Source organism: Aeromonas sp. R9-2 (assembly GCF_040908025.1).
Lineage (GTDB): Bacteria > Pseudomonadota > Gammaproteobacteria > Enterobacterales > Aeromonadaceae > Aeromonas > Aeromonas veronii.
On record NZ_JBFOCX010000035.1, the window covers coordinates 206,766 to 233,205 of the forward strand.

A 26,440-nucleotide genomic window follows, 5' to 3' on the forward strand; every position below is an offset into this window, starting at 1 on the left:
TCTCGCCTTTTGAGAATTAAATCCCGATAAACCACAATGAACTCAGATTAAAACACTAACAAAAAGTGAATTAGTAATGAGTTTATCTGTAGAGGCTACCAAGGAGCTATCCGGTTCCTGCTCCACCACTGCCAGCACCACCCGCTGGCGCCGTCACGACACCCACTGGGTTATCAGCCTGTTTGGCACCGCCGTTGGCGCCGGCATCCTGTTCCTGCCCATCAATCTGGGTCTGGGCGGCATCTGGCCCCTCGTTATCGTCGCGGTACTGGCAGGCCCCATGACCTTCCTCGCCCACCGCGGGCTGGCGCGCTTCGTGCTCTCCTCGTCACGCCCCCACGCCGACTTCACCGAAGTGGCAGAGGAGCATTTCGGCAAAATGGCCGGTCGCCTCATCTCGGCGCTCTACTTCCTCTCCATCTTCCCGATCCTGCTCATCTACGGGGTCGGGCTGACCAACACGGTGGAAAGCTTTATGGTCAACCAGCTCGGCATGGCGACCCCGGATCGGGTGATGCTCTCCGGCGTACTGGTATTCGCCATGATCGCTGTGATGCTGGCGGGTGAGAAAGCGATGCTGCGCGCCTTCGCCTTTATGGTCTATCCGCTGGCGGCCATTCTGGCGGCGCTCTCCTGCTACCTGATCCCTCAGTGGCAATGGCCGGAAGTGGCCGCGTTTGAAGGGGTCAGCTTCCTCAACACCGTCTGGCTGGCGCTGCCGGTCACCGTGTTCGCCTTCAGCCACGCCGCAGCCATCTCCGGCTTTGCCAACGTGCAGCGTCGTGAATATGGCGAGCAGGCAGAAGCCAAGAGCGGCCTGATCCTGCGCAACACCACAGTGATGCTGGTGGGCTTCGTGCTGTTCTTCGTCTTCTCCTGCGTGCTGAGCCTGTCGCCAGCCCAGCTGGCTGAAGCCAAGGCCCAGAACGTCTCTGTGCTCTCCTATCTCGCCAACATCACCGATAACCCGGTGATCGTGACTCTGGGGCCGCTCATCGCCTTTATCGCCATCAGCTCCTCCTTCCTCGGCCACTTCCTCGGTGCCCGCGAAAGCCTCAAAAGCCTGATCGCCAAGCCCACCGGCCTGCCGCTGGCCAAGGCGGACAAAGTCGGCATCGCCCTGATGTTCTTCTCTATCTGGGGTGCAGCCGTCATCAACCCGGGCATTCTGGGCCTGATGGAAACCCTCTCCGGCCCGGTCATCGCCATGATCCTGTTCATCATGCCGGTGATTGCCATCTACAAGGTGGAGGCGCTGGCCCGCTTCCGTCACGGCTGGACCAACGGCTTTATCCTGCTGACCGGTTCGCTGGCGGTATCGGCGCTGATCTTCAGCCTGTTGAAGTAACGACTCGCAACAGAAAACAAAAAGAGAGGCGACCTTGGGTCGCCTCTCTTGTCTCTGTTCGGGTGTGAACTCAGCCCAGCCTGGCGCCGTTCTCCACCGCTTGCTCGGGGATAGCCATCACTACGGCGCCATCCGGCCGGTAGAAACCGGTCAGCAGAAACTCCGACTGAAACGGGCCGATCTGCTTGGTCGGGAAGTTGACTACGGCGATGATCTGGCGGCCCACCAGCTGCTCTGGCTGGTAGAGGGCGGTGATCTGGGCACTGCTCTTGCGAATCCCCAGTTCAGGGCCAAAATCCGCCCACACCTTGAAGGCCGGTTTGCGCGCCTCGGGGAACGGCTCGACCCGCACCAGGGTGCCCACCCTCAGCTCCACCATCTCGAAATCCTGCCAGCTAATCGTCTCCATTTCGGCTCCTGTTTATCGTGCACCTTGCATGACCCGCAGCATGGCCCAAAGAGAGAACCCTGTCTTCGGCGATCAGCCGTTTCGTTGCGGCAGGTGGCCGTTTTGCTGGCACCAGAGGGACGGAGTGAGCCCGGTCTCGGCCAGGAAGCGCTCGCTGAACGCCCCCTGATTCTGGTAACCGCAGCGGCTGGCAATCTCGCCAACGGGCAGTTGCGTGCCGGCAAGCAGGATACGCGCCAGCGCCATGCGTCGACTGCGAATGTAGTGGGAGACGCTCACCCCCAACTGCTGGCGAAATGCGAGCTTGAACTGGCTCTGGCCAAGGCAGGCAATGGCGGCGAGTTGCTGATTGGTCAGCGGGGCGGCGAGGTTGGCCTCGATATGGCGTTGCACCTTGAGGATGCGGGCGGCAAGACGCGGCGTGGCTGCGTTCTGCATCCCCTGCCCTTCCGCCAGCAGGAAGAGCCACACCTGCTCCATGCCCGCCACCTGCCGCCCCTCGGCCACCATGCGGTGCAGAAAAGCGAGGTAGTGACGCTGGGGTTCATCCAGCTCGATAAAGGGGCGGACTGCCAGATCTCCGGGCAGCCAGTCGCTCTCTTGCACCAGAAACGAAAGCGCGGGATCGGCGGCGTAGTCGTGCCGCTCGCCGGGGGCGATGACGCAGGCAGAACCGGGGGCAAGCCGGCGCCCCCGGCCCTGCACATCGATCTCGAGGGGGCCGTCGAGGGGGATCACCAGCTGGGCAAAGTCGTGACTATGGCTGCAAACGTGATGGTGATAGTGGCGCAGGCTGAAGCGGGACATGGTAGATAGCAATGACGCGGCCAGGGCCGCGTCATTGGGGGTTATTCCTTGTCGAAATCTTCGATCTCTTTGCCCAGCGCTTCCATGATGGCGCGCGCTTCGGCCGGGACACTGTCCGGTTGATCCTTGCGCAAGTCTTCGTCGCAAGGGAGCGGCTGGCCGGTGAAAGCGTGCAGGAAGGCTTCACAGAGCAGCTCGCTGTTGGTCGCATGACGCAGGTTGTTCACCTGACGGCGGGTGCGCTCATCGGTCAACACTTTCAACACCTTGAGCGGGATCGAGACGGTAATCTTCTTGACCTGTTCGCTCTTCTTACCGTGTTCCGCGTAGGGGCTGACGTAGTCGCCGTTCCACTCTGTTCCCATGACTCACCTGTTCTCATTTAGCCGTGAGCGCGGATTTTAACCCTTAAGGAAATTAATGGCAATCCAACAGCAAAGCCATTTAGACGTCTAGAAGTGTTGACGGCTTTTTTAAGCTGGCGTAGTGTGGTTGTCCATGAGCCCGCAATGGCGGGATGGCGCGTGGCAGCAAGATGCCGGCGTGTAAAGAGACATCAAGGAGAGTGATATGACCCACAAGGCCACCCTGGCGGTTCGCACCGGGATTGAGACAGACCAGCAACACGGTGCCGTGGTGCCCCCCATCTACCTCTCCAGCAACTACACCTTTGCCGACTTTGGCGAGCCCCGTCAATACGATTATGCCCGCTCCGGCAATCCGACCCGCACCAATCTGGCGGACGCGCTGGCGGCGTTGGAAGGGGGCGCTGGCGCCGTGGTTACCGGCACCGGCATGGGGGCCGTCCATCTGGTCACCACAGCACTGCTCAAGGCGGGGGATCTGCTGCTCGCCCCCCACGACTGCTACGGCGGCACCTGGCGTCTGTTTGAGTATCTGGCGGCCAAGGGCCACTACCGGGTGCAGTTTGTCGATCAGGGTGACGAGGCCGCACTGGCCGCCGCACTGGCGCAAAAGCCTGCGCTGGTATGGGTCGAGACCCCCTCCAACCCGCTGCTGCGGGTGGTGGATATCAGCACCATTGCCAGCGCCGCCCACGAGGTGGGTGCGCAGGTGGTGGTGGACAACACCTTCCTCTCCCCCTTGCTGCAACAACCGCTGGCCCTCGGTGCCGACGTGGTGGTGCACTCCACCACCAAGTACATCAACGGCCACTCCGACGTGGTGGGCGGGGTGGCGATTGCCAAAAAGGCGGCACTGGCCGAGTCGCTGGTGTGGTGGGCCAACTGTCTGGGGCTCACCTCCGGGGCGTTCGACTCCTACCTCACCCTGCGCGGTCTGCGCACTCTGGCCCCCAGATTGCGCACCCATCAGGAGAATACCGACCGCATCCTCGCCTTCCTGCAACAGCAGCCGCTGGTGAAACGTATCTATCACCCCAGTCTGCCGAGCCATCCGGGCCACGATATTGCGCGCCGTCAACAGTCCGGCTTCGGCGCCATGCTAAGTTTTGAACTCGATTGCAGCGAGGCAGGCATTCGCGCCTTCCTCGCGGCCCTCACCCTCTTCTCGGTGGCCGAGTCCCTCGGCGGGGTAGAGAGTCTGGTAGCCCATCCGGCCAGCATGACCCACAGGGCCATGACCCCGGTCGCGCAGCAGGCAGCAGGTATCAGCGCCCAGCTGCTGCGGTTGTCGGTCGGTATTGAACACGGTGAAGACCTGGTGGCCGATCTGGCTCAGGCTTTTGAACAGGCGCAGCAGGCAGAACAGGTAGCGAAGTAATGGAACAGCAGCAACAAGGAGAGATCGCGGTGGCAGCAGAAGCAGGATTGAAACGGCGTCACGTCCACAAATTTGGTGGCAGCAGTCTGGCGGATCCGGTCTGTTATCGCCGGGTCGCCAGCATCGTTGAACAACAGGTGGGTGGCGACGAGCTGATCGTGGTCTCCGCCGCCGGCAAGACCACCAACCGGCTGATCCAGCTGGTGGAGCTGGCCGAAGCGGGGGACGAAGCCGCCGGTGAAGCCATCTCGGCCCTGCAGGCCTATCAGCAGAGCCTGATCGACGGCCTGCTGGAAGGCGAGCTACAGCTTGATCTGAGCAAGCAGCTGGCCGACGACATGCAACTGATCGCCAAAACGCTTGAAGGGCAGTTTGATCGCTTCGCCCGCAACGGCCTGCTCGCTTTTGGCGAAGTGTGGTCGGCGCGCCTGCTGGCGGCCCTGCTCACCAGCCGCAGCGACAAGGCTATCTGGCTCGATGCCCGCAGTTTCCTGCGCGCCGAGGATGGCGCTCTGGTCAAGGTGGATACCGCCCTCTCCAGCGAACTGCTCAAGGCGCGACTGGCGGAGCATGCCGGTCGCATCGTGGTAACCGGCTTTATCGCCGCCGACATGGAGGGGCGCTCCCTGCTGCTCGGTCGCAATGGATCCGACTACAGCGCCAGCCTGTTGGCCCTGCTGGCGGACGGCGAATCCACCACCATCTGGAGCGACGTGGCCGGTGTCTACAGCGCCGACCCGCGCCGGGTGAAGGAGGCTCGCCTGCTGGAGCGCCTGAGCCTAGCCGAAGCCAACGAGCTGGCCCGCCTCGGCTCCTCGGTCTTGCACTCCCGTACCCTACAACCTGTGGCCGACAGTCGTCAGCGCCTCACCCTGCGCTGCAGCTACAACCCGGACGAAGGCTGCACCCACATCCTGCGCCGCGCCCCCCGCTCCGGCGGTGCCCGCATCGTCTCCTCGGTGGATCAGATCGCTCTCATCGAGCTGAAGGTGCTGCCGCAGACCAACTATGAGCAGACGGTGGCCACCATCGAGGCCCATCTGGCCCGTCACCGCCTCAACCCGCTCACCCTGCAGCGCCAGCCGGATCGCCGGATCCTGCGCCTCGCCTACACCCTCGAGGTGGCACAAGGCGCCTTCGAGCTGCTGCGGGACTTCCAGCTGCAAGGGAGCTTCACCGGCCTCATTCAGAAAGAGGGGTACAGTCTGGTGGCGCTGGTCGGCGCCGGTGTCACCGACAACGCGGAGCAGTGTCACCGCTTCTATCAGCTGCTGGCAGATCAACCGCTGGAGTTCGTCCAGGTGGCCCGAGATGGCCTGAGTCTGGTGGCCGTGCTGCGTCAGGTAGTGCTGGAGCCGCTGCTCATCGCCCTGCACAGCGCCCTCTTCAGCCGCCCAACCCGGGTTGGACTGGTGGTGTTCGGCAAGGGCAATATCGGCGGCCACTGGCTGAGCCTCTACGCCCGCGAAAAGGCACGGCTGGAACATGAACTCAATCTGGCGCTCACCCTCTACGGGGTGTTCAGCTCGGAAGGGGGTCTGCTGGATGAAGAGGGGCTCAACCCCCTCAAGGTACAGGACAACTTCAATCCCAAACCGCTGATCTGGCCGGAGCTGCTCTCCCAGCTTGAGCAGCACGGCTTCGATGCGCTGATTGCGCTGGACATGACCGCCAGCGAAACGGTGAGCCGCTACTATCCGGATTTTGCCCAGCTCGGCATTCACATCATCGCCGCCAACAAGTTTGCCGGTGCCGCCGACAGCGAGTTCTACCAACGTATCAAGCAAACCTGCCGTGACCATCAGGTGCAGTGGCGCTACAACGCCACCGTGGGCGCCGGGCTGCCAATCCAGTCCAGCATCCAGATGCTGCGCCAGAGCGGCGACCGCATTCAGGGGGTCTCCGGCATCTTCTCCGGCACCCTCTCCTGGCTGTTCCAGCAGTATGACGGCACCCGCCCCTTCTCCGAGCTGGTGGACGAGGCGTGGCAGCACGGTCTGACCGAACCGGATCCCCGCGAAGATCTCTCCGGTCAGGATGTGCGGCGCAAGCTGCTCATTCTGGCGCGGGAGGCGGGCTTCGAGCTCGACTCCGCCGATATCGAGCTGGAGAATCTGGTGCCCGTTCCGCTGCGCAAGGTGACCGCCGATCAGTTTATGGATCGCCTGAAAGAGCTGGATGGCCCGATCCAGACCGCCTTCGAGGGAGCCAAGCGCCTCGGTAAGGTGCTGCGCTACGTGGCCCGCTTCGAGCATGACGGCAAGGCGCGGGTCGGACTGGAGGCGCTGGAGCCCCACCACCCGTTTGCCAACCTCTTGCCGTGCGACAACATCTTCGCCATCGAGAGCGACAGCTACCGCACCAACCCGCTGGTGATCCAGGGGCCGGGGGCGGGTCGGGAAGTGACCGCCGCCGCTATCCAGTACGATCTGTGGCAAATCTGCGCCAGCCTCTAAGGCTGATGTGCAAAGGGAGCAGCACCTCAGCTCCCGCGCACAATAAAAAAGCCCGAGTCGATGACTCGGGCTTTTTGCTGAATGCTGCTTCGATTAGGAGAAGCAGGCCTGCAGCACGTAGAAGATGGCGATAGCCAGGATGGCACCGGCAGGCAGGGTGATGATCCAGGAGACCACGATGTTGCGCAGTACCCCCAGGTTCAGCGCCGCAATGCCGCGCGCCAGACCGACACCCATCACAGCACCGACCAGGGTCTGGGTGGTGGAGATGGGCAGACCGGTGCCGGAGGCAATCACCACGGTCGCGGCAGTGGCCAGCTGGGCAGCAAAACCACGGCTCGGGGTCAGGTGAGTGATGCCGGTACCGACCGTCGCCATCACCTTCTCGCCCATGGTCGCCAGACCGATCACAATACCGATACCGCCAAGGGGCAGGATCCACCAGGCAATGGCTGCCTGACTGGAAATCTCGCCACCGGAAGCCACGATAGAGGCCACCGCAGAGAGCGGGCCAATGGCGTTGGCCACGTCGTTGGAACCGTGGGCAAAGGCCATGGCACAGGCGGTGATCACCATCAGGATGCCGAACACCTTCTCCACGTTGGCGAAGTGCATCTTGCTGTCATCCTGCGGGTTGTACTTCTGGCCGCGAATGTAGATCCAGCCGGCAAACGCCACTGCGATGGAGATGGCGATGGAGAGCAGAATGCCCTCGCCATCACTCAGGTGCAGACCGACGTGGGTCAGCCCCTTCTTGATGGTCACCAGACAGATCACCAGCGCAGTCAGGAACATGTAGAACGGCACATAGCGCTTGGCGTTGTTCAGGGGATCATCGGTGTTGAAGATAAGCTTCTGCACGCTGATGAACATGAAGTAGGCGATGACACCTGAGATGGCCGGGGTGATGACCCAGGAGCCGACGATGCCGCCAAACTTGCTCCACTGCACCGCTTCCGGGCCAATGCTCACCACCGCAAAACCGACGATGGCGCCGATGATGGAGTGAGTGGTGGAAACAGGCCAGCCGAAGTAGGAGGCGAGGATCAACCAAGCGCCCGCCGCCAGCAGGGAGGCGATCATGCCGAGCACCAGCAGGTCCGGGCTATCGACAAACGCATTGCTGTCGATGATGCCGTTACGGATGGTGGCCGTCACTTCGCCACCGGCCAGATAGGCACCGGCAAATTCGAAGATCATGGCAATAATGATCGCCTGACGGATGGTCAGGGATTTGGTGCCGACCGATGTCCCCATGGCGTTGGCTACGTCATTCGCGCCAATACCCCAAGCCATCAAAAAGCCGAACAAGGCCGCCACGAGCACCAGAGTGGTGCCGTAATTCGCGATAATGTCCATTAATAGTGTTTACCCAGTCAGTCGATTACGAACGAGCCAGCATCAGTTCCAGACGGGCGCCTACGCGCTCGGCCTGATCTGCCAGGTCACCTACCCATTCGAGGATCTTGTAAAGGAACATCACATCGATCGGATTGTAATTGTGCTCAACCGCTTGCAGCTGTTGGCGCAGTCCGATCTGCATGGTGTCTGTATCGTCCTCGATCAGGTCCAGCTGGTGGATCATCTCGGCAACCATTTCCACTTCCCGTCCTTTGAAGCCGGTCTCGAGCAGCTCGTCGAGCTCCCCGATCGCTTTCTCGGCCTGAGCGGTCGCATCAATACAACGTTTGAGGTAAGCCATGAAATCCGTCCGCATTTCGGCGGGGAACTCCATGCGACGGCCAAGCATGCGGCCGGAGATATCCTTGGCACGGTTGGCAATCTTGTCTTGCTGGGTCAACAGCTCCAGCAGGTCGGTACGTGCAACCGGCAGGAACAGGCCGCGAGGCAGTTTCAGACGGATTTCACGCTTGAGGGTATCTGCCTCTTTTTCCAGCTGGGCGATCTGCTGCCGGATCTTCTCGGCATCTTCCCAACGGTCTTCGGCAACGGCGTCAAAGAAGGGAACCAACTGCTGTGAGCACTGGTGAACCTTGACGATATGCTTCTGCAGCGGCTTGATGGGGGACTTGGCAAAAAGCCCCAAAATAGTATTTACTGGCATGGCCAAACCTGTGTCGGTGAAAAAACACTCGATACGATTTTATGAGGCGCGCATGGTAACCGAACTGCGCCCTCAATTAAACCGCGAATTAATCTAGTCGTCTCGCGGGCATTATATCCCCGCGACCCGAATCCTGCCCCCCAAAGTTGCCTGCCAGCCCGGAATGACTATGCAAACTGAGATCGAGATAAAGTTTTTTGTCGCCCGCGACATTCAAGCCGAGTTATCCAACCTGCTGAATTCTCTTGAGATTAAAGAATCATCGCAACAGCAGCTCGGCAACGTCTATTTCGACACGCCGACCCTTGCCCTGCGTCGTCTGGACATGGGGCTGCGCATTCGCCGCTGCGATGCCTTCGCCGAGCAGACCATCAAATGCCGTGGCCAGGTGGTGGGCGGCCTGCATGCCAGACCCGAGTACAACGCCCCCGTGAGCAGCGATCTGCCGACCCTCTCGACCTTTCCCGATGAGATTTGGCCGACCCTGAGCGAGCGCGACCACATTCAGCAACAGCTGGTCGCTCAGTTTCGTACCGACTTCCTGCGCCGCCATTGGCTGATCGCCTTCGAGGGGGCCGAGATTGAGCTGGCCTGGGATCAGGGAGAGATAGTAGGCAGTCAGGGCAGCACCACCATCAACGAGCTGGAACTGGAGCTCAAATCAGGCGCTACCGCGGCGCTGTTTGCACTGGCCCAACGCCTCGCCAGGATAGGCGGGCTGCGCCTTGGCGCCCAATCCAAAGCCCAGCGCGGCTATCGACTGGCCGGGCTCGGCAAACCGCTGGCCCTGCAGGCGCTGGTCAAACATGAAGGTATGGATGGCATAACGGAGGTAAGCGAAGGGCTGCGTCACTGGCAACACCACGAGCAGCTCTGGCTGGAGCATCCGCAGGATGAAGATGCTCAACAGCAGGCACTCGCAGCCCTGTGCTTGGGGATCGATCTGGTCGCCCGCAGTGCAGCCACACTGCCACAACCCGCCCCCTGGCTGCCAGCTCTGACCAGCCTGCACGCCCATCTGCAAGCCCAATCGGGCGAGCAAAACGAGTGGCCTGCCGAACTGGCCGATCTCTTCCTCTATCCGGCATATGTCGAGTTGCAGCTGGCCATCGCCGCCTGGCTGCATCACGCAATCTGAGTAGGGCGATGTCGTAAATACAAAGGCCAGAAACAAAAGCCGAAAACAAAACGGGTGAGCCTTGGCTCACCCGTTTTGCATTACAGCAGGTTGAGCTGCTGCATGGCGCTGCGAATGCGCTCGCGGGTCGCTTCCGACAGCGGCATCACCGGCAGGCGGCACTCCTCGCTACAGAAACCGAGCAGGGAAGCGGCATATTTGGCACCAGCCGGGCTCGGCTCGGCAAACATCGCCTGATGGAGCGGAATGAGCTTGTCTTGCAGCTCACGCGCTTCTTGCCACTTGCCCGCCAGCGTGAGGTTCTGCACCTCGGCCACCAGCTTGGGCGCCACGTTGGCGGTCACAGAGATACAGCCCTGACCACCGCCGATGTTGTAGGCCACAGCAGTGGCATCTTCACCGGATAGCCAGGAGAAGGGCTTTTTGATCAGCTGGCGCTCGGTCCAGGGGCGCGCCATGTCGCCGGTGGCATCTTTCACCCCGGCAATGCGCGGCAGCTCGGCCAGACGGGCCAGGGTCGCCGGCTGCACGTCGACGATGGCACGCGGCGGAATGTTGTAGACGATGATCGGCTTGGCGGTGGCATCGTGGACAGCCTTGAAGTGGTGGTAGAGCCCCTCCTGATTGGGACGGTTGTAGTAACCGGCCACATGCAGAGTGGCATCAGCCCCCACCCGCTCGGCATGGAGGGTGTACTCGATGGCTTCGACCGGATTGTTGGAGCCCGCTCCGGCAATCACCGGAATACGGCCAGCGACCTGTTTGACCACCAGCTCCACCACCCGGCAGTGCTCGTCATGGGTCAGTGTCGGGCTTTCGCCAGTGGTGCCCACCGGCACAATGCCGTGAGTACCCTGATCGATATGCCACTCCACCAGACGCAGCAACGCCTCTTCATCCAGCTTTCCCTGTCGAAACGGGGTGATCAACGCAACGATTGAACCTTGAAACATGGGATCTCCTTCTCCTAAATGACGCGCATATGGCAATAAAAAACCCCGGTACGATGTGCGCAACCGGGGTTTGAAGCTTCTCAGGGATGAGAGGTTACGCGCGAACGTCGGCAGGCCCGAATTTCAGGCTTTTTTTGTGCTTTCGTTTCAACCCGTTGAACCGCATTTCGTCATCTCTGGTCAAAAAATGGTGTCTGGGCATATTTCGGGAACACGGCATAAATGTCAAGGCGAAAGGGGCTATGTATAATGGCCGCCCAAAATTGCGTGGAGAGACCCGATGAGCAGCCCTATCAGTGCCGTCAGCCAGATGCTGGAACGAAACCAAGCCCTCTTTGTCGGCAAGCGGCTACTTGTCTGCGGCGCGCTGGAGGATGACTACCCCCGCCAACTGGCGAGCCTGGCCCGGACCCTGACCGTCTTTACCACCGATTACTGCTACTACCGCAGCCAGCAGGCCGCCCTCGGCGAGGCTATCCTGTTCGACCACCAGCTCGGTGGCGCCCCCCGCTTCGATGCCCTGTTGCTGCTGATGCCCAAGGCCAAGGCCGAGGCACAATATCTGCTGGCCATGATGACCCCCTTGCTGGAAGCGGGTGCCGATCTGTTCCTCGCCGGTGAAAACCGCGGCGGCATCAATGGTGCCGACAAGCTGCTGGCCCCCTATGGCGAAAAGCCGATCAAGCGCGATTCGGCCCGCCGCTGCTCGCTCTATCACGGTGAGCTCTGCAAACCGGTCGCCCCGTTCGATCTGGATAGCTGGTTTGGCCGCTATCAGTGCAAGGCCGGTGATACCGAGCTGACCGTGCTGGCGCTGCCCGGCGTCTTCAGCGCCGCCGAGCTGGATCTCGGCACCCAGATGCTGCTGGCTGCGGTGCCACCGATGAAGGGCGAATTGCTCGATTTCGGTTGTGGCGCCGGGGTGATTGGGTCTGTGCTGGCCAAGCGCAATCCGGATCTGCGGGTCAACATGGTGGATATCAGCGCACTGGCACTCGAATCGAGCCGCCGCACCCTGGCGATCAACGGTCTGCAGGGCAAGGTCACCGCTTCCGATGTCTATTCGGATGTCTCCACCCGTTTCCAGCACATCGTCTCCAACCCGCCATTCCATGCGGGTCTCAAAACCTTCTATGCGGCAACCGAGCAGTTCCTGGCCAAGGCGCCGGAATTTTTGCTGCCAAATGGTTCGCTGACCATTGTTGCCAACGCCTTCTTGCGCTACCAGCCTATACTGGAGACACACTTCAAACGGACTGAAGTGATCAGCAGTGATGCCAAATTCAAGGTCTATCTGAGCAAAATGTAAATAAGTGTAAGCAGCACAATAAAACAGCTAGAGAGCGCCATCCGGCATCTGATAAGGTATTAAGCACACGATAAAAACCACCCCTTTAGGGGTGTTTTTATACCGAACATTGAAAACCTTTTCATGTTGTTAATTCAGGGAGAGAAATACGATGGCAGGCATATTGACCATGATCCTGGCTGGTGGCGAAGGTACTCGCCTGCAGCCTCTGACCACTACCCGCAGCAAGCCTTCCGTCCCCTTTGGTGGCAGCTACCGGCTGATCGACTTTGTCCTCAACAACTTCGTCAACGCCGACTTTCTGCGCATCTATGTACTGACCCAATTCAAATCACAGTCCCTCTACCTACACATGAAGAAGGGGTGGAATATCGTCGGCATCACCGACCGCTTTATCGATCCCATCCCGGCCCAGATGCGGATGGGCAAACGCTGGTATGACGGCACCGCCGACGCCATTTACCAGAACCTCGGCTTTATCGAGCGGGCCGAACCAGATCACGTCTGCATCTTCGGTTCCGACCACATCTACAAGATGGATGTGAGCCAGATGGTCACCTTCCACAAGCAGAAGAACGCCGCCATGACGGTCGCGGCCCTGCGCATGCCCATCGAAGAGGCCAGCGCCTTCGGGGTGATCGAGGTGGATACCGAAGGGCGGATGATCGGCTTTCAGGAAAAGCCGAAGCAGCCCAAGCACATTCCCGGCGATCCGACCCAGGCGCTGGTCTCCATGGGCAACTACATCTTCGAGACCGATGCCCTCTGCCGCGAGTTGAAGCGGGATGCCGCCGAAGAGAACTCCAGCCACGACTTTGGCAAGGATGTGATCCCGAGCCTCTACCCACGTGCCCCCGTCTATGTCTATGACTACAGCACCAACGTCATCCCCGGCGAGAAACCGCACGTCTACTGGCGGGATGTGGGCACCCTCGACTCTTATTGGCAAGCACACATGGACTTGGTGGCCGACAATCCCCCCTTCTCCCTCTATAACCGCAAGTGGCCCCTGCACACCCACTATCCAGCGCTGCCGCCTGCTACCTTCATCGACAGCGACGAGTGCAAGGTGAAGATCGCCAACTCGCTGATCTCCGCCGGTTGCTTCATTCAGGGCAGCCAGATCCAGCGATCCATCCTCGGTTTCCGCTGCAATATCGGCGCGTGCAGCCATATCAGTGAATCCGTTCTGCTGGGGGATGTGAAGATTGGTGAAGGCTGCTCCATCCGGCGCGCCATCATTGATAAAAACGTTGAAATTGCGCCAGGCACCGTTATCGGTGAAAATCTGGACCACGATAGAGAGCGATTTACCGTATCCGAAGGCGGTATCGTGGTGGTACCTAAGGGAGCAAGAGTTGGCTATTAACCCACTGAAAATCCTGTTTGTTGCCTCGGAAGTTGAGGGGCTGGTCAAGACCGGGGGCCTGGCCGATGTCGCCAGAGCCCTGCCGATGTACCTGGCCCAGAAGGGACATGATGTCAGGATCATGCTGCCCTTCTACAAGACGATAAAGCGACGGGATGAGGCCAGACTGGTGGCGTCACGCTGGTTGCCAACCCACCCCGGGCTGCCGGATATCGGTTATCGCATCTACCAGATGGAGCTGGATGGCGTCTGCGTCTATCTGCTCGATTGCCCGCAATATTTCGATCGTCCCCAGCTCTACGCCGAGAACAATCAGGCCTATCCGGATAATGGCGAGCGCTTTGCCTTCTTCTCGGCCGCAGCCCTCCATGCCTGCGAGCAGCTTGGCTTTGCTCCGGATATCGCCCACTGCAATGACTGGCACACCGGCCTGCTGCCACTGCTGCTGAAAACCCGTCACGCCCACAACCCCTTCTTCCAGCAGACCCGCAGCGTGATCAGCATTCACAACGCGGCGTTTCAGGGGGTGTTTGGCCGCGAGCAGTTCTGGGCCATGCCCGAGATCGCCGACTACGAACGCCGCATCAACTACGACTACGGCCACGTTAATCTGCTCAAATGTGGGGTGCTCTACGCCGACAAGATCAATGCGGTCAGCCCCAACTATGCCCAGGAGCTGCTGACTCACCTTGGCGCCCACGGCATGGCGCATATCTTCCAGCAACGGGCGGCGGATCTCTGTGGCATCCTCAACGGTTGCGACTACAAGGACTGGGATCCGGAGTTCGACGAATTCCTACCTGCGACCTACAGCATCGACAACATGGCTGGCAAACAGATCTGCAAGCAGAGCCTGCAGCAGGAAGCGGGGCTGGCCGTGGCGGACTTGCCCATCTACGGCATGGTTTGCCGCCTGACCGAGCAAAAGGGCGTTCCCCTGCTGCTCCCTGCGTTGGAGAAATTCCTCCACCATCAAGTACAAGTGGTGATCGTCGGCTCTGGCGATCCTGCGCTCGCCACGCAACTGCAAACCATGGCCCGGGATTATCCGGGCAAGCTCGCCTTCATCAACACCTATGACGATCGGCTGGCTCATATGGTCGAAGCCGGTGCCGACTTCTTCCTGATGCCCTCGCTGTTCGAGCCTTGCGGCCTCAACCAGATGTACAGTCTCGCCTATGGCACCCTGCCACTGGTGCGGGCCGTGGGTGGTCTGAAAGATACCGTGGTGGATTGGGATGCAGATCCCGAGCATGCCACCGGCTTCTGCTTCAACGATCCGACTGCCGCTATCCTGCTCGATACCATGCGTCGCAGCCTGCTCTATTTTCTGCAGGACAAAGAGCGCTTTGCCAAGGTGCAGCGCAATGCCATGAGTACCCGCTTCAACTGGCCTGACTCGGTCACCCAGTATGAACGGATGTATCAGAGCGCATTGGGCCGTTACTGAATGCCAAACGTCAGCTAATTGCTGAAGTTTTGTACCCTTGGCTTCACTTTGAGCGTCAACAGCGAAAAAAGTCCCCTTTGGCTGTTGACGCTCCCCCAAAACTCTATAGAATCCCCCTCCGCAGTGATGCGAAGGTGGCGGAATTGGTAGACGCGCTAGCTTCAGGTGTTAGTGTCCCACGGATGTGAGGGTTCGAGTCCCTCTCTTCGCACCAATACTGCCATGCTGATTCAGCAGCATGTAAATCCAACTAGAAGACCCGAATGTGCGAAGGTGGCGGAATTGGTAGACGCGCTAGCTTCAGGTGTTAGTGCCCCCCGGGTGTGAGGGTTCGAGTCCCTCTCTTCGCACCATGCTTCTCCAGACAGCATGTAAATCAAAACTGGTAACACAATGTGCGAAGGTGGCGGAATTGGTAGACGCGCTAGCTTCAGGTGTTAGTGTCCCACGGATGTGAGGGTTCGAGTCCCTCTCTTCGCACCATGCTTTATCCAGACAGCATGTAAATCCAGACTGGAAACCCGAATGTGCGAAGGTGGCGGAATTGGTAGACGCGCTAGCTTCAGGTGTTAGTGCCCCCCGGGTGTGAGGGTTCGAGTCCCTCTCTTCGCACCATGATTCTGACATGTAAACACAGAGCAATGCGCTCCAACCGCATTTAAAAACCAGCTGGAGAAAATCAGTGTGCGAAGGTGGCGGAATTGGTAGACGCGCTAGCTTCAGGTGTTAGTGTCCCACGGATGTGAGGGTTCGAGTCCCTCTCTTCGCACCATTCATTACGCAAAAGGCCCATCACGAAAGTGATGGGCCTTTTGTTTTTACTCCTTGTTATGGCTATGCTTTTGACGACTCCCCGCTCATCGTCATGCCAAGGAACGCATATGATACTGGATACCGACATTCACAACTTTTACGAACATCTGGTGCTCAAGGAGATTGAGAAACAGGGGCTGCAGCAAAAGCTCAACAGCGATCAGATGGCCGACCTCTGCTGCCTCACCCTCAACCAGCTCCCCGCCCACTATATTCGCCACAATGTCGACATGATCTACTTCCTGACCGACGCCAAGCGCACCGAAATGGAGAAACTGGTGGTCGAATCGCTCAAGGTGGCACAGCAGAAGATCAAGCAGGCTCCCGTCAAAAGCTCATAACCAGGGCTGCTGCCAGAGCAGGGGGACGATACCGGTCAACCCGGCCACTGGCAGCAAGATCAAGGCGGGCCGCAATCCGGGCTCCAGCATCACCCAAGCAGCCAGCAGAAAACCTACACTCCAGGTGCCGTACTCTTTATCCTGACCCCATGCGAGTACGGCCACCGCCACCAGCAACATCATCCCCCGCAATATCCAGCGCATTGTTTTCTCCCCAACCAATAATTGATAATAATTATCATCTTCATCTACTGGGGATGCAAGTGGCGTCACAGGCAAGCTTCGTATGTAACCCTTTGTGTCAACAGGCCGCTCAAAAACGGGTTATGAGATCAACTAATTTGTGATTTTTTCAATCAAATGTGCATTTTTGCCAATTTGATGGGGCTTTAACCCGTCAGGTTTGTGGTAGATTGCGGCCTCTTTTTGGGTTGCCTCCTCGGGATCGATGTATCCACAGGACGAGAGGGAGTGACCTTGGCGAGCAAGAGTTTAGGAAGTATCTATGCAAAACCAACAAAACCACATCCGACTACCGGGCATGGCACAGGTGTTTGCCTGTCTGGCCATTTTCCTGGCCCTGGCATTCTCGTTCACCAGCGTGCTCGATCTGCCGATCCAGTTGGCGTTGTTCATCGCCTGGTTCGTCATCATGGGGCTTGGCATCAAACTCGGCCACGATTACAAATCCCTGGAACAGGCAGCCGTTGACGGCGTTGCCAAGGGAATGGGGGCTATCCTGATCCTGGTCTCCGTCGGTGCCCTGGTCGGCACCTGGATTGCCGGCGGCATTGTTCCCAGCATCATCTATTTCGGCCTCAAGGTGATCCATCCGTCCATCTTCCTGCTGGCAACCTTGATCATCTGCTCCCTGACCTCGCTGGCCACCGGCACCTCCTGGGGCTCTGCTGCCACGGCCGGCATCGCCATGATGGGGATCGGCCACAGCCTCGGCGTGCCTGCGCCGCTGGTAGCCGGTGCCGTGCTCTCCGGCGTCTATTTTGGTGACAAGCTCTCTCCGCTCTCCGACTCAGTAGTGCTGGCTTCGACCATGTCCAACGTCGACGTGGTGGAGCATATCAAGGGGATGCTGCCCATCAGCCTGCTCTCCTATGTCATCACCGCCGTGCTGTTCACCGTAGTGGGCATGCAGTATTCGGGCAACGTCAGCCTGGAGCAGGTCAATCTGGTGATGGAGGCTCTCGACAACCAGTTCAACATCACCCCGCTGGCTATAGTGCCGGTGGTGCTGGTACTGGGCCTGTTGGCCAATCGCAAGCCCGCCTTCCCGGTGATCAGCTTCGGCGCCCTGCTGGGCCTGATCTGGGCCATCGCCTTCCAGGGCATGGATCCGGTCAAGGCGATGCACTCGGCTTATAGTCCGTTTGCCATCACCTCCGGCATCGACTTTATCGACAACATTCTCGGTCGCGGCGGCATGGAGTCCATGCTGGGCTCGGTCGCGGTCATCATCTTCGGTCTCGGGTTTGGCGGCCTGCTGGAGAAGGTCGGTATTCTGGAAGTGATCGCCAGCGCCTTCGAGAAGCGCATCAATAGCGTCGGCAGCCTGACCAGCCACACCATCGGCACCGCGTTTCTGGCCAACGTGTTCGGCTCAGCCATGTATGTGTCGCTGATCCTGACACCCAAGATCATGGCCAAGAACTACGACCGGCTGGGACTGGCGCGCAAGAACCTCTCTCGCAACGCCGAGTTTGGCGGCACCCTCACCTGCGGCATGGTGCCCTGGAGCGACAACGGCATCTTTATGGCCGGGGTTCTGGGGGTGGCAACCCTCGACTACCTGCCCTACATGTGGCTGAGCTTCACCTGCATCATTGTGACCATCACCCTCGCCTACATGGGCAAGGCAGTGAACCGGATCCCGCTGGTCGCGGCGGCAAGCTCCCGCTAAGCCATTCTGCAAACAACAAAGGCGCCATCGAGGCGCCTTTGTTGTTTCAGAGAAATGCTGTTTGATGGAGCGCACTGAGCACCATAAACAAAAACAGCCCTCGTTGCCGAGAGCCGTTTCATCAGACCGATAACGCCGATCAGATGGAGAAGCTGGAGCCACAGCCACAGGTCGTGGTGGCATTGGGGTTGGTCACGGTAAAGCGTGAACCTTCCAGACCCTCGGTGTAATCCACACTGCCGCCTACCAGATATTGCAGGCTCATGGGATCGATCACCATGGTGACGCCATTCTTCTCGACTACGGTGTCCCCGTCGTTGATCTTCTCATCAAAGGTAAAGCCATACTGGAAACCGGAGCAGCCCCCACCCGTGATGTATACCCGCAGCTTCAGCTCGGGATTCTCTTCCTCGGTGATCAGGTTCTTCACCTTGTTGGCCGCCGCATCCGTCATCTGGATGGGCAGCGGGGCTTCTGCTACTGCACTCATTACTGACCTCACAACCATTAGATCCACAAACATGGAAACCGCGAAATTATCCAATACCCGACCATTCAGTTCAAGTATTCACCACGTTTAACCGGCCGCGGGAACCGGGGCAGGCGGTGCGGCGACCAGCGGCTTGATCACCTCGCCCCACTCAACCAGCAGCTCTTGCGCCGGTTGCCTGCCATCCTTGTTGATGGTGACACGGATTCGATCCGGCACAAAGCCTTCCGGCAACTGCCAATTCCCTTCCAGCAGCTGGAAATAACGCAGGGCATAGCGCCACTCGCTCACCTTCATCCCGAGATCGCGGCCGGTTAGCGTCTTCGGCTTGTCAGCCAGACTCCCCTCGACCCGGATCTGCACCTGACCACGGAACAACTCCCGCTTTTTGGCGGGCTGGGTCAGGGCAAGACGGTAGTGGTAGCGACCGGGAATGCTGGTCTCCTGCAGGGTCAGGTTGTCGATCACCACCCCCACCTGTTCGCCAGTGGGGCGCATGATCCGCTCGAAAAAGGCCAGCTGGCGCTTGAGCTCCTGCACCTGCGCCTCCTGACTCTTCAAGGTGGTCTGCAACTGCTCGAAGGCCGCTTTCTGGGTCGCCAGCTGGGTATCTTTCACCCCCAACTCGGTCTTGAGCTGGCCGATGGCCTTGCCCTGACGATCCAGCGTCTCCTGCTGTACCACCAACAGACTGCTCTGGGCCAGCTCCTGACGGTTCCCGACAAAGTAACCGATGAGCCCGCCAACGGCTAACACGACCAATAACTTCAATAGATTGGACATAGCCCCTCATCCCGTTATCACGCCATTTACGGCAGCGCCTCTCCCTTCACTATACCGCCCTGACCGGGGCCAAAGGCGATAAAGGGAAAAATTAACTGGCCGTGGCGCTGCCATCACCCCGCTTTTGACGCGCGGCGAGCCGTAAAGTTCGCTCCAGGATCTGGGAATAGATGGGCCGGCCACCCAGCCACTGGGCAACCAGAGTCGCACCGACCGTGGTGATCATCATCGGCAGGATCAGCTGATAGTTGTCGGTCATCTCGGTGACCAGCACGATACCCGTGATGGGGGCACGCACGGTGGCAGCAAACAGCGCCCCCATTCCGGCGATGGCAAAGGCGCCGGGCTCGATGCCAAGCTCCGGAAACGCCGCATGAAACAGATGGCCAAACACCACGCCAAACAGGGTGCCCAACGCCAGGGTTGGCGCAAACACCCCGCCCGGGGCACCGGAGCAGAAGCAGATGAGGGTCGCAACCAGCCGCACCGAGAAGATAAGGAACAGGGTCGCCATCGCATACTCGTCCCCCATCAGATGGGGAATAAGCTCAGTGCCGCCCCCCGTCACCGCGGGGGCAAACAACGACAGCACACCAAACGTTCCGGCGACCAGCATGCCGATGGCCACGAAACGGTGGCGCTTGTTCTGATGCAACGCCAGATAGCCATCCTGACAGGCCAGCACCAGCTTGTTGAAGACAAAACCGAGCACCCCGAAGGTGGCCCCCATAAAGAGGAACAGCCAGAGTGCCTTGAGGGCGGGCGCATCGTAGTGTGGCAGAGTGATCACCGCCCCCTGGCCTTTCATGTTCTGCAACATCAGGGTCGCCATGATGGCGGAGATCCCCACCGCCTTGATGGCCAGAAAAGAGTAGCGAAACTGCGGCCGCATCTCCTCCATTACGAACAGGATGCCCGCCAGCGGCGCATTGAAGGCTGCCGCCAGACCGCCCGCCGCACCGGCGGCCAGCAGGGCGTGACCATGCTCCTTGGGTAGCCGGAAGATATCCGCCACCATCTTGCCAAGGTTGCCACCGATCTGCACCGAGGGCCCCTCCCTCCCCAGCACCATGCCGGAGCTCAGGGTGCAGATGCCACCGAAGAACTTGACCGGCAACACCCGCCACCACCGCACCGGGCGCAGATCGTCCATCGCCCCCTCGATCTCGGGAATGCCGGAGCCCCCCGCTTCCGGGGCAAAGGTATGAGTGAGGAAGTAACCGACAAATCCCAGCAAGGCGCTGAAGCCAAAGCCAAGCAGACCGAGCTGCCACCAGGGACGGTCTGCCAGCAAGGCGATACGTTGTTCTGCCAGCCAGTGGACACCAGATTCGAACAGACCGCACACCAGTCCGGCCAGGGTGCCGACCAGCGCCGCCAGCAACAGCACCAGCAAGGGCATCTTGTCTTGCCGGATAATGCGGGAAAGCGGCCCCCGCGAAGAGGTATCGGCTTCAGAGGAGAGAGCTTGTTGCGCCATCTTGTTACACCAACTTGGAAAAACCATATCGTCAGCTAGCTGAGATCAGGATCACCCGGCGCGTTGCTCGGCTGCCCAGGGCTGGGGCTTTCTGCTATAGTCGGCCCGTTAAATTTTTGTCACGGGAGCAGACCGAGAGTCCGGGTGGCGAGAGCGCAAAGCATACTCCTGATGCTCCGGCCTGCCGAGTCTCAATCGGCTGCAATCCCTTGTGTGACGACCAAAATCCCATTAAGGATGATCCATGTCAAAATCAGATCAGCTGTTTGAACAGGCCCGCCAGACCATTCCGGGTGGCGTCAACTCACCGGTCCGCGCCTTCAATGGGGTCGGCGGCACGCCCCGCTTCATCGATCACGCCGATGGCGCCTACCTCTATGATGTGGATGGTCAGGCCTACGTGGATTACATCGGATCCTGGGGCCCCATGCTGCTGGGTCACAACCACCCGGCCATCAAAGCCGCCGTCATCAAGGCCGTTGAGAAGGGGCTGAGCTACGGTGCGCCGACCGAGATCGAAGTGCTGATGGCCGAGAAAGTCCGCCAGATCGTCCCCTCCATGGAGCAGGTGCGGATGGTCAACTCCGGCACCGAAGCCACCATGAGCGCCATCCGTCTGGCCCGTGGCTACACCGGCCGCGACAAGATCGTCAAATTCGAGGGTTGCTACCACGGCCACGCCGACTCCCTGCTGGTCAAGGCAGGTTCCGGCGCCCTGACCTTGGGTCAGCCCAACAGCCCGGGCGTTCCGGCCGATTTCGCCAAACACACCCTGACCTGCGTCTTCAATGATCTGGATTCGGTGCGTGAAGCCTTCACCCAGTACGGCAGCGAGCTCGCCTGTATCATCGTCGAGCCGGTCGCAGGCAACATGAACTGCATCCCACCGGTCCCCGGCTTCCTGGAAGGGCTGCGCGCCATCTGTGACGAGTTCGGTGCCCTGCTGATCCTGGACGAAGTGATGACCGGCTTCCGCGTATCCCTGCGCGGTGCTCAGGGTCACTACAACATCGACCCGGATCTCACCACCCTCGGCAAGATCATCGGTGCCGGCATGCCTGTGGGCGCCTTCGGCGGCAAGAAGAAGGTGATGCAGCACATAGCACCGACCGGCCCTGTCTATCAGGCGGGTACTCTCTCCGGCAACCCGGTGGCCATGGCGGCCGGTCTGACCATGCTGGATCTGCTGCTGGAGCCGGGTCTCTATGAGCAGCTGAGCGCCAAGACGGCTCGTGTTGCCGAGGGACTGAAAGCGGCCGCCGCCAAGCACGGCATTCCGCTCGCCATCAACTATGTGGGCGGCATGTTCGGCTTCTTCTTCACCGAAGAGAACGAAATCACCCGCTACGAGCAGGTCACTCGCTGCGACATGGAACGCTTCAAGCGCTTCTATCATCTGATGCTGGAAGAGGGCGTCTATCTGGCGCCGAGCGCCTACGAGGCGGGCTTCCTGTCGCTGGCTCACGGCGACAAGGAGATTGAACACACCCTGGCCGCCGCCGAGCGCAGCTTCGCCAAGCTGGCTGGCTAAATCGCCGCTGGTTGTCGCAAAGGGCCCGTCATGGGCCCTTTTCTATTACAGAGACTCCATCACCACACAGGGCGGCAATACGCCCAGTTCTGGTGCATTACCCCCTCGTCATCCGTCGTTTTGTCATCCTCTGGTGCAACTTGCCCCGCAATCTCTGTCATAAAGCAGGCCCACTATTTGCACATTCACCACAAGAGCCCACGTCACCGAGGTCCATATGGCAGAGATGAGCCCCATCGATGTGCTGCGGCGCTATCAGGAGTATCAGGAAGAGCTGACCCCGCTACTGCAGGGGCTGCTCAGCGCCCCCCTTGCCTCGCTCAAGGGGTATCCCTTTGTGGTCAGCATTGACCACTATCAGGGGCCGATGTGCATCCAGCCTGCGGCACCGGCGGCCCATAACCGGCTGCACCTTATCGTGCAGGGGCAAGGACGAGAGATCACCGTCTGTCTGAATCAGCTGATTGGCTGGTTGATGGGAGACAGGGAGCGCCGCCGCGCCATGCCCTGGTTCAAGGCGGTCTATGTGGTGCTCAGCATGGCGCTGTTTTTGATCGTCGCGACGCTCATCTGGCACGGGCTGGAGCAGCTCTACCAGCTGTTGTGCGGCGAGCAGCAGAACCAGCTCGGCGCCTTTAGCGCCATTATCTTCCTGACGCTGGCACTGGCGGTGTTCGATCTGGGCAAGACCATTCTGGAAGAGGAGGTACTGCTGCATAAGGATATCTTCCGCCACAGCGCCATTCGCCGCACCATCACCCGCTTTATCGCCGCCATTCTGATCGCGGTCTCCATCGAGGGGCTGTTGCTGCTATTCAAAGGCTCGCTCGGCCAGAGCGAGCTGCTCTGGCCTGCGGTCGGAGTGATGGGGTGTGCGGTGGGTTTGCTGCTGGCGCTTGGCCTCTATGTTTTTCTGGGGGCCCAGGCCGAAGCGGCACTGGTACAGGCTAGCCTGCGCTCTCCACCGTCAGCTGCACAGGGGAGCGACGCGCCGCCCGCCAAGAGGCGTACATGGTCCAGGAGGTATAGATAACGATAAAGGCAACCAGCCACTTCAGCATCTCCATATCCATGGATTTGACCAGCATGGCGGCCAGCACCACACCGATGGGGCCAAAGATGGCTACAGCCAGCACCGCCTTGGCATCGAATGCCCCTTTGCGGATAAAGGTGCCTGCGGAGAAAACGCTAAGCACGGCGGTGGAGCCCATCATGATCGGAAACGCCGCCAGCGGATTCATCCCCAGCAGATAAACCAGCGTCATGCAGGGAGCAAACAAGCCGATACCGACATTCATCAGCACTCCGAAGATGAAATTGCCAAGCAGGGCGATCGCCAGCTTGTAGCCGCTGAGCCCCATCGCATCGCCGCCTACAGGGAAAAGACCCAGCAGACCGGCAAAGATAAGCCCTGCGACGACCAGTAAGGAGATAGCCATCACCAGCCGGATGGTCTGCCGATCAAACGAGGCCACATGACGAGCGCCCCAGGCTGCGCCAGCTGCGGCGGCCATCATCATGCTGATCAGCGTCAGCGGCTCCACTGCGACTGCGCCGACGAAGATCAGCGACTGAGTCACGGTCGGCAGCACGCACTGCCCATTTAGGGTACCCGGCAGCACCCGATCATCGATCAGCTTGAACTGCTTGTAACAGGCGGTCTTTACCGCAAAGCTGCCCACCCCCAGGGTATCGAGAAAGTTGGCAACCCCACCGATCAACGCCACCGGCCAGAAGGGGGTCGCCTCAAAGGATCCACTCTGCTTCTTCCGCCAGCAGGCTTGCACCAGCATGAAGACAAATACGAGGCCTCCGGCTATAAAAACCAGCCGTAAAATATCAACTAACATAGGGGTTTCTCCTGCAACGGGCGGCGATTCTAAGGCAAGCAGCAGAAAAAATCTTGACCGGAATTAAGCAATGCTCACGACACGCCTCTGCGAGGTGAAATATTTATCAATAGACTCCGAACGACTCTGCTAATACTTGTTACTGAGGCCAACAGGCCGGGTCCTGAGCACGTTGTTATGGTCCTTTCGCGACGACCACTTGTGCCAAAGGACATAATAAAAAAGAGGGCCGGTAGTGATACCGACCCTCTTTCTGTATCTGGCCGGGGCGCTGGGCACTCGACCATGACAACCGCTTATTGAATGCTCTTGCCGGCACGCACGTCCTTGATAAACCCCTTCAGGCTGGCCAGATCACGGGGAGCACCGCGCAGGATCTGATCACCGATGATGAAGGCCGGGGTACCGGAGATACCGAGCGCTTCAGCCAGCGCACGGTTGGTACCGAGGTTCTGGTCAATGCTGCCATCCTTGATCTTAGCTTCCACCTTGCTCCAGTCAACACCAGCCGCCACAGCCAACTGCTTGACCTGTGCTTCATCAGCGAGCGGGCCCTGATGGGTATAGAGCTTCTCGTGGAACGCCTGGTACTTGTCAGGCTGACCCAGCTGGACCGCCAGCGCAGCACGGGCGGCGAAGTAGGAGGACTCGCTCAGAATGGGGAACTGCTTGTAGATGTACCGGATGTCTTTGTCTTCCGACATCAGCTGCTTGACCAGCGGATGGGCCCGTTTGCAGTAACCGCAGTTGTAATCGAAAAACTCCACAATGGTCAGCGACCCCTTCGGATTCCCCATCTCGGGATCCTGATTGGCATAAAGCTGCTTGGAGTGAGCCTTGATCAGCGCCTTGTCACTCTCGGCCTGCTGGCTCTCCTGCTTGGCACGCAGGGCATTGGACATCTCGACCAGGATCTCGGGATTCTTGACCAGATAGTCGCGAACGATTTGCTCGACATCGCTTTTGGTCAGCTCGCTTGCATGTACCGGCGTCGCCAGCAGGGTCACGCCAGCCAGCGCGCAAAACAGGGCATTTTTAATAGTCATAACGTTATCTTGCAGAGGATATGATAGAGGCCACTATAGTGGTTGAGTCTGTTTTCAAGTCAAGTTATCTGGCTAAAAAAGCGCTTGATACGCTCTGATTGCCACTTTTTCATGTCATTTCGCGCAATTAACCAGCAATCGAACCAAGCGGGGATTTACAAGCCGGATCAGCATGGTAATATTCGCCGCACTGCTGCGGAGGGGTGGCAGAGCGGCTGAATGCACCGGTCTTGAAAACCGGCGATGGGCGACCATCCGTGGGTTCAAATCCCACCTCCTCCGCCATTTATACCGAGCCCATGCAACCACGTTGCGTGGGCTTTTTATTTGCCTGCGATTTGCCACTCCTCATAGAGCTCAACACATTAGCCTTCTTCAGCCCCCCCCATTAATTTTCCCACCTGCAGGCTCAAAAGCCACCACAAGATCCCCTATCAACATCGAACCTCTGCGTTCCTGTGAGCATCCCTTCCCATTTCCTTATTGCCCCAAACAACAACGACCCAACGCAGCGACCACGGCTCCAGCATGTTGCTACCGCCAATAACCCCTCTTCTAAATAAAGTCAGGGCCGGTTAACACAGTCATAGAAAAGCAGGGACTATGGTGGAGCCGCGGCTTAAAAAAGAGGGGACGGCTAACTCAGGAAGCCTAGACCCAAAGCAAGAGATCATGATGTATAGGCGATCATGGGATGCACGGGATATGACGACGCCAGAGCCACCGTACAAAGCGACAGCGGTTCAGCGAAGAAAGAGTACCAAGCGGAACATCAGGCTATTTGTGGAACCTGAAAACAGCGTCGAGTAACAATAAGAACAGAGGAGAAGAGATAAGATGGGTCAATTATCAGGTGACTTACTGAATTGCAGGCAATAAAAAACCCCGCTCGATGAGCGGGGTTTCTTGTATTGGGTGCCTGGCAGTGTCCTACTCTCGCATGGCGAATGCCACACTACCATCGGCGCTACCGCGTTTCACTTCTGAGTTCGGCATGGGATCAGGTGGTTCCACGGCGCTATGGCCGCCAGGCAAATTCTTCAATCTTGGAAAGCTGACGTGAATAACGACTTGGCCAGTTTGCTTTGTCATTACCACTGAATTTGAGTAGTTCGTTCATTCGCTACAAGGCCAGAAACACTTC

The 26,440-nt window shown here is 59.3% G+C and carries 23 protein-coding genes, 6 tRNA genes and 1 rRNA gene; 17 read left to right on the plus strand and 13 right to left on the minus strand.

The window, feature by feature from the left end; all coding sequences use genetic code 11:
- The first annotated feature begins 76 nt into the window (after positions 1-76).
- A complete protein-coding gene (locus AB5Y71_RS20810; RefSeq protein ID WP_069530011.1) occupies positions 77-1,348 on the plus strand; it encodes an aromatic amino acid transport family protein in 1,272 nt (423 codons plus the stop codon).
- A 70-nt stretch (positions 1,349-1,418) separates the two neighbouring features.
- Here AB5Y71_RS20810 and AB5Y71_RS20815 read toward each other — a convergent pair whose 3' ends face one another.
- From AB5Y71_RS20815 to metJ, 3 genes are all read right to left on the minus strand, one after another.
- A complete protein-coding gene (locus AB5Y71_RS20815; protein ID WP_368172353.1) occupies positions 1,419-1,757 on the minus strand; it encodes a tRNA-binding protein in 339 nt (112 codons plus the stop codon).
- A gap of 72 nt (positions 1,758-1,829) precedes the next feature.
- The gene (locus tag AB5Y71_RS20820) at positions 1,830-2,564 is read right to left on the minus strand and encodes a helix-turn-helix domain-containing protein (RefSeq protein ID WP_368172354.1); all 735 of its coding nucleotides are present in this window, start codon (positions 2,562-2,564) and stop codon (positions 1,830-1,832) included.
- Between the two features lie 41 nt (positions 2,565-2,605).
- Positions 2,606-2,929 (minus strand): met regulon transcriptional regulator MetJ, encoded by a 324-nt coding sequence (gene metJ, locus AB5Y71_RS20825; RefSeq protein ID WP_005340251.1) that lies wholly within the window; start codon positions 2,927-2,929, stop codon positions 2,606-2,608.
- Between the two features lie 205 nt (positions 2,930-3,134).
- On the opposite strand from metJ, the gene metB reads away from it, so the two are divergent.
- Positions 3,135-4,307 carry a cystathionine gamma-synthase gene (gene metB, locus AB5Y71_RS20830; RefSeq protein WP_368172355.1) on the plus strand — a complete coding sequence of 391 codons (1,173 nt, stop codon included), beginning with the start codon at positions 3,135-3,137 and terminating at the stop codon, positions 4,305-4,307.
- Positions 4,307-6,763 (plus strand): bifunctional aspartate kinase/homoserine dehydrogenase II, encoded by a 2,457-nt coding sequence (locus AB5Y71_RS20835; protein WP_368172356.1) that lies wholly within the window; start codon positions 4,307-4,309, stop codon positions 6,761-6,763. The genes metB and AB5Y71_RS20835 overlap by 1 nt, the downstream gene beginning before the upstream one ends.
- Before the next feature lie 93 nt (positions 6,764-6,856).
- Here AB5Y71_RS20835 and AB5Y71_RS20840 read toward each other — a convergent pair whose 3' ends face one another.
- On the minus strand, positions 6,857-8,122 hold the full coding sequence (locus AB5Y71_RS20840; RefSeq protein WP_005343043.1) for an inorganic phosphate transporter: 1,266 nt from the start codon (positions 8,120-8,122) through the stop codon (positions 6,857-6,859).
- 25 nt (positions 8,123-8,147) lie between these two features.
- Entirely contained in the window at positions 8,148-8,828 is a 681-nt protein-coding gene (locus AB5Y71_RS20845) for a TIGR00153 family protein (RefSeq protein ID WP_005340244.1), read from the minus strand.
- Positions 8,829-8,997: 169 nt separating this feature from the next.
- Here AB5Y71_RS20845 and AB5Y71_RS20850 point away from each other — a divergent pair, with 169 nt between their 5' ends.
- The gene (locus AB5Y71_RS20850; RefSeq protein ID WP_368172357.1) at positions 8,998-9,966 is read left to right on the plus strand and encodes an inorganic triphosphatase; all 969 of its coding nucleotides are present in this window, start codon (positions 8,998-9,000) and stop codon (positions 9,964-9,966) included.
- Between the two features lie 80 nt (positions 9,967-10,046).
- Here AB5Y71_RS20850 and dapA read toward each other — a convergent pair whose 3' ends face one another.
- Positions 10,047-10,919, minus strand: coding sequence for a 4-hydroxy-tetrahydrodipicolinate synthase (dapA, locus tag AB5Y71_RS20855; RefSeq protein WP_368172358.1), 873 nt, complete (start codon positions 10,917-10,919; stop codon positions 10,047-10,049).
- Between the two features lie 280 nt (positions 10,920-11,199).
- On the opposite strand from dapA, the gene rsmC reads away from it, so the two are divergent.
- The 9 genes from rsmC to AB5Y71_RS20900 all read left to right on the plus strand — a co-directional run bounded on the left by rsmC (position 11,200) and on the right by AB5Y71_RS20900 (position 16,201).
- On the plus strand, positions 11,200-12,228 hold the full coding sequence (gene rsmC / locus AB5Y71_RS20860) for a 16S rRNA (guanine(1207)-N(2))-methyltransferase RsmC (RefSeq protein ID WP_368172359.1): 1,029 nt from the start codon (positions 11,200-11,202) through the stop codon (positions 12,226-12,228).
- A 151-nt stretch (positions 12,229-12,379) separates the two neighbouring features.
- Complete coding sequence (gene glgC, locus AB5Y71_RS20865) at positions 12,380-13,597, plus strand: glucose-1-phosphate adenylyltransferase (protein ID WP_005340236.1); 1,218 nt, start codon at positions 12,380-12,382, stop codon at positions 13,595-13,597.
- The gene (gene glgA / locus AB5Y71_RS20870) at positions 13,587-15,047 is read left to right on the plus strand and encodes a glycogen synthase GlgA (protein ID WP_120414709.1); all 1,461 of its coding nucleotides are present in this window, start codon (positions 13,587-13,589) and stop codon (positions 15,045-15,047) included. Before glgC ends, glgA begins: the two co-directional genes overlap by 11 nt.
- Before the next feature lie 128 nt (positions 15,048-15,175).
- Positions 15,176-15,261 (plus strand) — tRNA-Leu (locus AB5Y71_RS20875).
- A 53-nt stretch (positions 15,262-15,314) separates the two neighbouring features.
- Positions 15,315-15,400 (plus strand) — tRNA-Leu (locus tag AB5Y71_RS20880).
- Between the two features lie 44 nt (positions 15,401-15,444).
- Positions 15,445-15,530, plus strand: a tRNA-Leu gene (locus AB5Y71_RS20885).
- Between the two features lie 46 nt (positions 15,531-15,576).
- Positions 15,577-15,662: transfer RNA gene (locus AB5Y71_RS20890), tRNA-Leu, on the plus strand.
- A 71-nt stretch (positions 15,663-15,733) separates the two neighbouring features.
- Positions 15,734-15,819, plus strand: a tRNA-Leu gene (locus tag AB5Y71_RS20895).
- Positions 15,820-15,928: 109 nt separating this feature from the next.
- Positions 15,929-16,201 (plus strand): late competence development ComFB family protein, encoded by a 273-nt coding sequence (locus AB5Y71_RS20900; protein WP_005343036.1) that lies wholly within the window; start codon positions 15,929-15,931, stop codon positions 16,199-16,201.
- Here the strand turns inward: AB5Y71_RS20900 and AB5Y71_RS20905 are convergent.
- Positions 16,196-16,405 (minus strand): hypothetical protein, encoded by a 210-nt coding sequence (locus AB5Y71_RS20905; RefSeq protein ID WP_368172360.1) that lies wholly within the window; start codon positions 16,403-16,405, stop codon positions 16,196-16,198. The two genes, AB5Y71_RS20900 and AB5Y71_RS20905, sit on opposite strands and share 6 nt — an antisense overlap.
- Positions 16,406-16,706: 301 nt before the next feature.
- Here AB5Y71_RS20905 and nhaC point away from each other — a divergent pair, with 301 nt between their 5' ends.
- Positions 16,707-18,116: a Na+/H+ antiporter NhaC gene (gene nhaC, locus AB5Y71_RS20910; protein ID WP_005357819.1), complete on the plus strand. Its 1,410-nt coding sequence runs from the start codon at positions 16,707-16,709 to the stop codon at positions 18,114-18,116.
- 139 nt (positions 18,117-18,255) lie between these two features.
- Here nhaC and erpA read toward each other — a convergent pair whose 3' ends face one another.
- The 3 genes from erpA to clcA all read right to left on the minus strand — a co-directional run bounded on the left by erpA (position 18,256) and on the right by clcA (position 20,869).
- Positions 18,256-18,606 carry an iron-sulfur cluster insertion protein ErpA gene (erpA, locus tag AB5Y71_RS20915; RefSeq protein WP_005340225.1) on the minus strand — a complete coding sequence of 117 codons (351 nt, stop codon included), beginning with the start codon at positions 18,604-18,606 and terminating at the stop codon, positions 18,256-18,258.
- A gap of 87 nt (positions 18,607-18,693) precedes the next feature.
- The gene (locus tag AB5Y71_RS20920) at positions 18,694-19,389 is read right to left on the minus strand and encodes a DUF6776 family protein (RefSeq protein WP_005343032.1); all 696 of its coding nucleotides are present in this window, start codon (positions 19,387-19,389) and stop codon (positions 18,694-18,696) included.
- Positions 19,390-19,480: 91 nt separating this feature from the next.
- Positions 19,481-20,869, minus strand: a complete 1,389-nt coding sequence (gene clcA, locus AB5Y71_RS20925; protein WP_033136489.1) for a H(+)/Cl(-) exchange transporter ClcA — start codon at positions 20,867-20,869, stop codon at positions 19,481-19,483.
- A gap of 244 nt (positions 20,870-21,113) precedes the next feature.
- Here clcA and hemL point away from each other — a divergent pair, with 244 nt between their 5' ends.
- Both hemL and AB5Y71_RS20935 read left to right on the plus strand, forming a co-directional pair.
- A complete protein-coding gene (gene hemL / locus AB5Y71_RS20930) occupies positions 21,114-22,400 on the plus strand; it encodes a glutamate-1-semialdehyde 2,1-aminomutase (protein WP_368172361.1) in 1,287 nt (428 codons plus the stop codon).
- Positions 22,401-22,617: 217 nt separating this feature from the next.
- Positions 22,618-23,433, plus strand: a complete 816-nt coding sequence (locus AB5Y71_RS20935) for a hypothetical protein (protein ID WP_362785271.1) — start codon at positions 22,618-22,620, stop codon at positions 23,431-23,433.
- On the opposite strand, the gene AB5Y71_RS20940 is transcribed toward AB5Y71_RS20935, so the two are convergent.
- Together AB5Y71_RS20940 and AB5Y71_RS20945 are read right to left on the minus strand one after the other, a co-directional pair.
- Positions 23,348-24,250 carry a sulfite exporter TauE/SafE family protein gene (locus AB5Y71_RS20940; RefSeq protein WP_075115952.1) on the minus strand — a complete coding sequence of 301 codons (903 nt, stop codon included), beginning with the start codon at positions 24,248-24,250 and terminating at the stop codon, positions 23,348-23,350. The two genes, AB5Y71_RS20935 and AB5Y71_RS20940, sit on opposite strands and share 86 nt — an antisense overlap.
- Before the next feature lie 296 nt (positions 24,251-24,546).
- A complete protein-coding gene (locus tag AB5Y71_RS20945) occupies positions 24,547-25,296 on the minus strand; it encodes a DsbA family protein (protein WP_362785276.1) in 750 nt (249 codons plus the stop codon).
- 197 nt (positions 25,297-25,493) lie between these two features.
- Between AB5Y71_RS20945 and AB5Y71_RS20950 the strand changes: the two genes are divergently transcribed.
- Positions 25,494-25,581 (plus strand) — tRNA-Ser (locus AB5Y71_RS20950).
- A gap of 632 nt (positions 25,582-26,213) precedes the next feature.
- On the opposite strand, the gene rrf is transcribed toward AB5Y71_RS20950, so the two are convergent.
- A 5S ribosomal RNA gene (gene rrf / locus AB5Y71_RS20955) occupies positions 26,214-26,328 on the minus strand.
- Positions 26,329-26,440 lie beyond the last annotated feature (112 nt).

Excerpts from the sequence above, each read along its gene's own strand:
- AB5Y71_RS20810 (WP_069530011.1), top strand. The coding sequence starts at position 77 with ATGAGTTTATCTGTAGAGGCTACCAAGGAGCTATCCGGTTCCTGCTCC.
- AB5Y71_RS20815 (WP_368172353.1), bottom strand. The coding sequence starts at position 1,757 with ATGGAGACGATTAGCTGGCAGGATTTCGAGATGGTGGAGCTGAGGGTG.
- AB5Y71_RS20820 (WP_368172354.1), bottom strand. The coding sequence starts at position 2,564 with ATGTCCCGCTTCAGCCTGCGCCACTATCACCATCACGTTTGCAGCCAT.
- metJ (WP_005340251.1), bottom strand. The coding sequence starts at position 2,929 with ATGGGAACAGAGTGGAACGGCGACTACGTCAGCCCCTACGCGGAACAC.
- metB (WP_368172355.1), top strand. The coding sequence starts at position 3,135 with ATGACCCACAAGGCCACCCTGGCGGTTCGCACCGGGATTGAGACAGAC.
- AB5Y71_RS20835 (WP_368172356.1), top strand. The coding sequence starts at position 4,307 with ATGGAACAGCAGCAACAAGGAGAGATCGCGGTGGCAGCAGAAGCAGGA.
- AB5Y71_RS20840 (WP_005343043.1), bottom strand. The coding sequence starts at position 8,122 with ATGGACATTATCGCGAATTACGGCACCACTCTGGTGCTCGTGGCGGCC.
- AB5Y71_RS20845 (WP_005340244.1), bottom strand. The coding sequence starts at position 8,828 with ATGCCAGTAAATACTATTTTGGGGCTTTTTGCCAAGTCCCCCATCAAG.
- AB5Y71_RS20850 (WP_368172357.1), top strand. The coding sequence starts at position 8,998 with ATGCAAACTGAGATCGAGATAAAGTTTTTTGTCGCCCGCGACATTCAA.
- dapA (WP_368172358.1), bottom strand. The coding sequence starts at position 10,919 with ATGTTTCAAGGTTCAATCGTTGCGTTGATCACCCCGTTTCGACAGGGA.
- rsmC (WP_368172359.1), top strand. The coding sequence starts at position 11,200 with ATGAGCAGCCCTATCAGTGCCGTCAGCCAGATGCTGGAACGAAACCAA.
- glgC (WP_005340236.1), top strand. The coding sequence starts at position 12,380 with ATGGCAGGCATATTGACCATGATCCTGGCTGGTGGCGAAGGTACTCGC.
- AB5Y71_RS20900 (WP_005343036.1), top strand. The coding sequence starts at position 15,929 with ATGATACTGGATACCGACATTCACAACTTTTACGAACATCTGGTGCTC.
- AB5Y71_RS20905 (WP_368172360.1), bottom strand. The coding sequence starts at position 16,405 with ATGCGCTGGATATTGCGGGGGATGATGTTGCTGGTGGCGGTGGCCGTA.
- nhaC (WP_005357819.1), top strand. The coding sequence starts at position 16,707 with ATGCAAAACCAACAAAACCACATCCGACTACCGGGCATGGCACAGGTG.
- erpA (WP_005340225.1), bottom strand. The coding sequence starts at position 18,606 with ATGAGTGCAGTAGCAGAAGCCCCGCTGCCCATCCAGATGACGGATGCG.
- AB5Y71_RS20920 (WP_005343032.1), bottom strand. The coding sequence starts at position 19,389 with ATGTCCAATCTATTGAAGTTATTGGTCGTGTTAGCCGTTGGCGGGCTC.
- clcA (WP_033136489.1), bottom strand. The coding sequence starts at position 20,869 with ATGGCGCAACAAGCTCTCTCCTCTGAAGCCGATACCTCTTCGCGGGGG.
- hemL (WP_368172361.1), top strand. The coding sequence starts at position 21,114 with ATGTCAAAATCAGATCAGCTGTTTGAACAGGCCCGCCAGACCATTCCG.
- AB5Y71_RS20935 (WP_362785271.1), top strand. The coding sequence starts at position 22,618 with ATGGCAGAGATGAGCCCCATCGATGTGCTGCGGCGCTATCAGGAGTAT.
- AB5Y71_RS20940 (WP_075115952.1), bottom strand. The coding sequence starts at position 24,250 with ATGTTAGTTGATATTTTACGGCTGGTTTTTATAGCCGGAGGCCTCGTA.
- AB5Y71_RS20945 (WP_362785276.1), bottom strand. The coding sequence starts at position 25,296 with ATGACTATTAAAAATGCCCTGTTTTGCGCGCTGGCTGGCGTGACCCTG.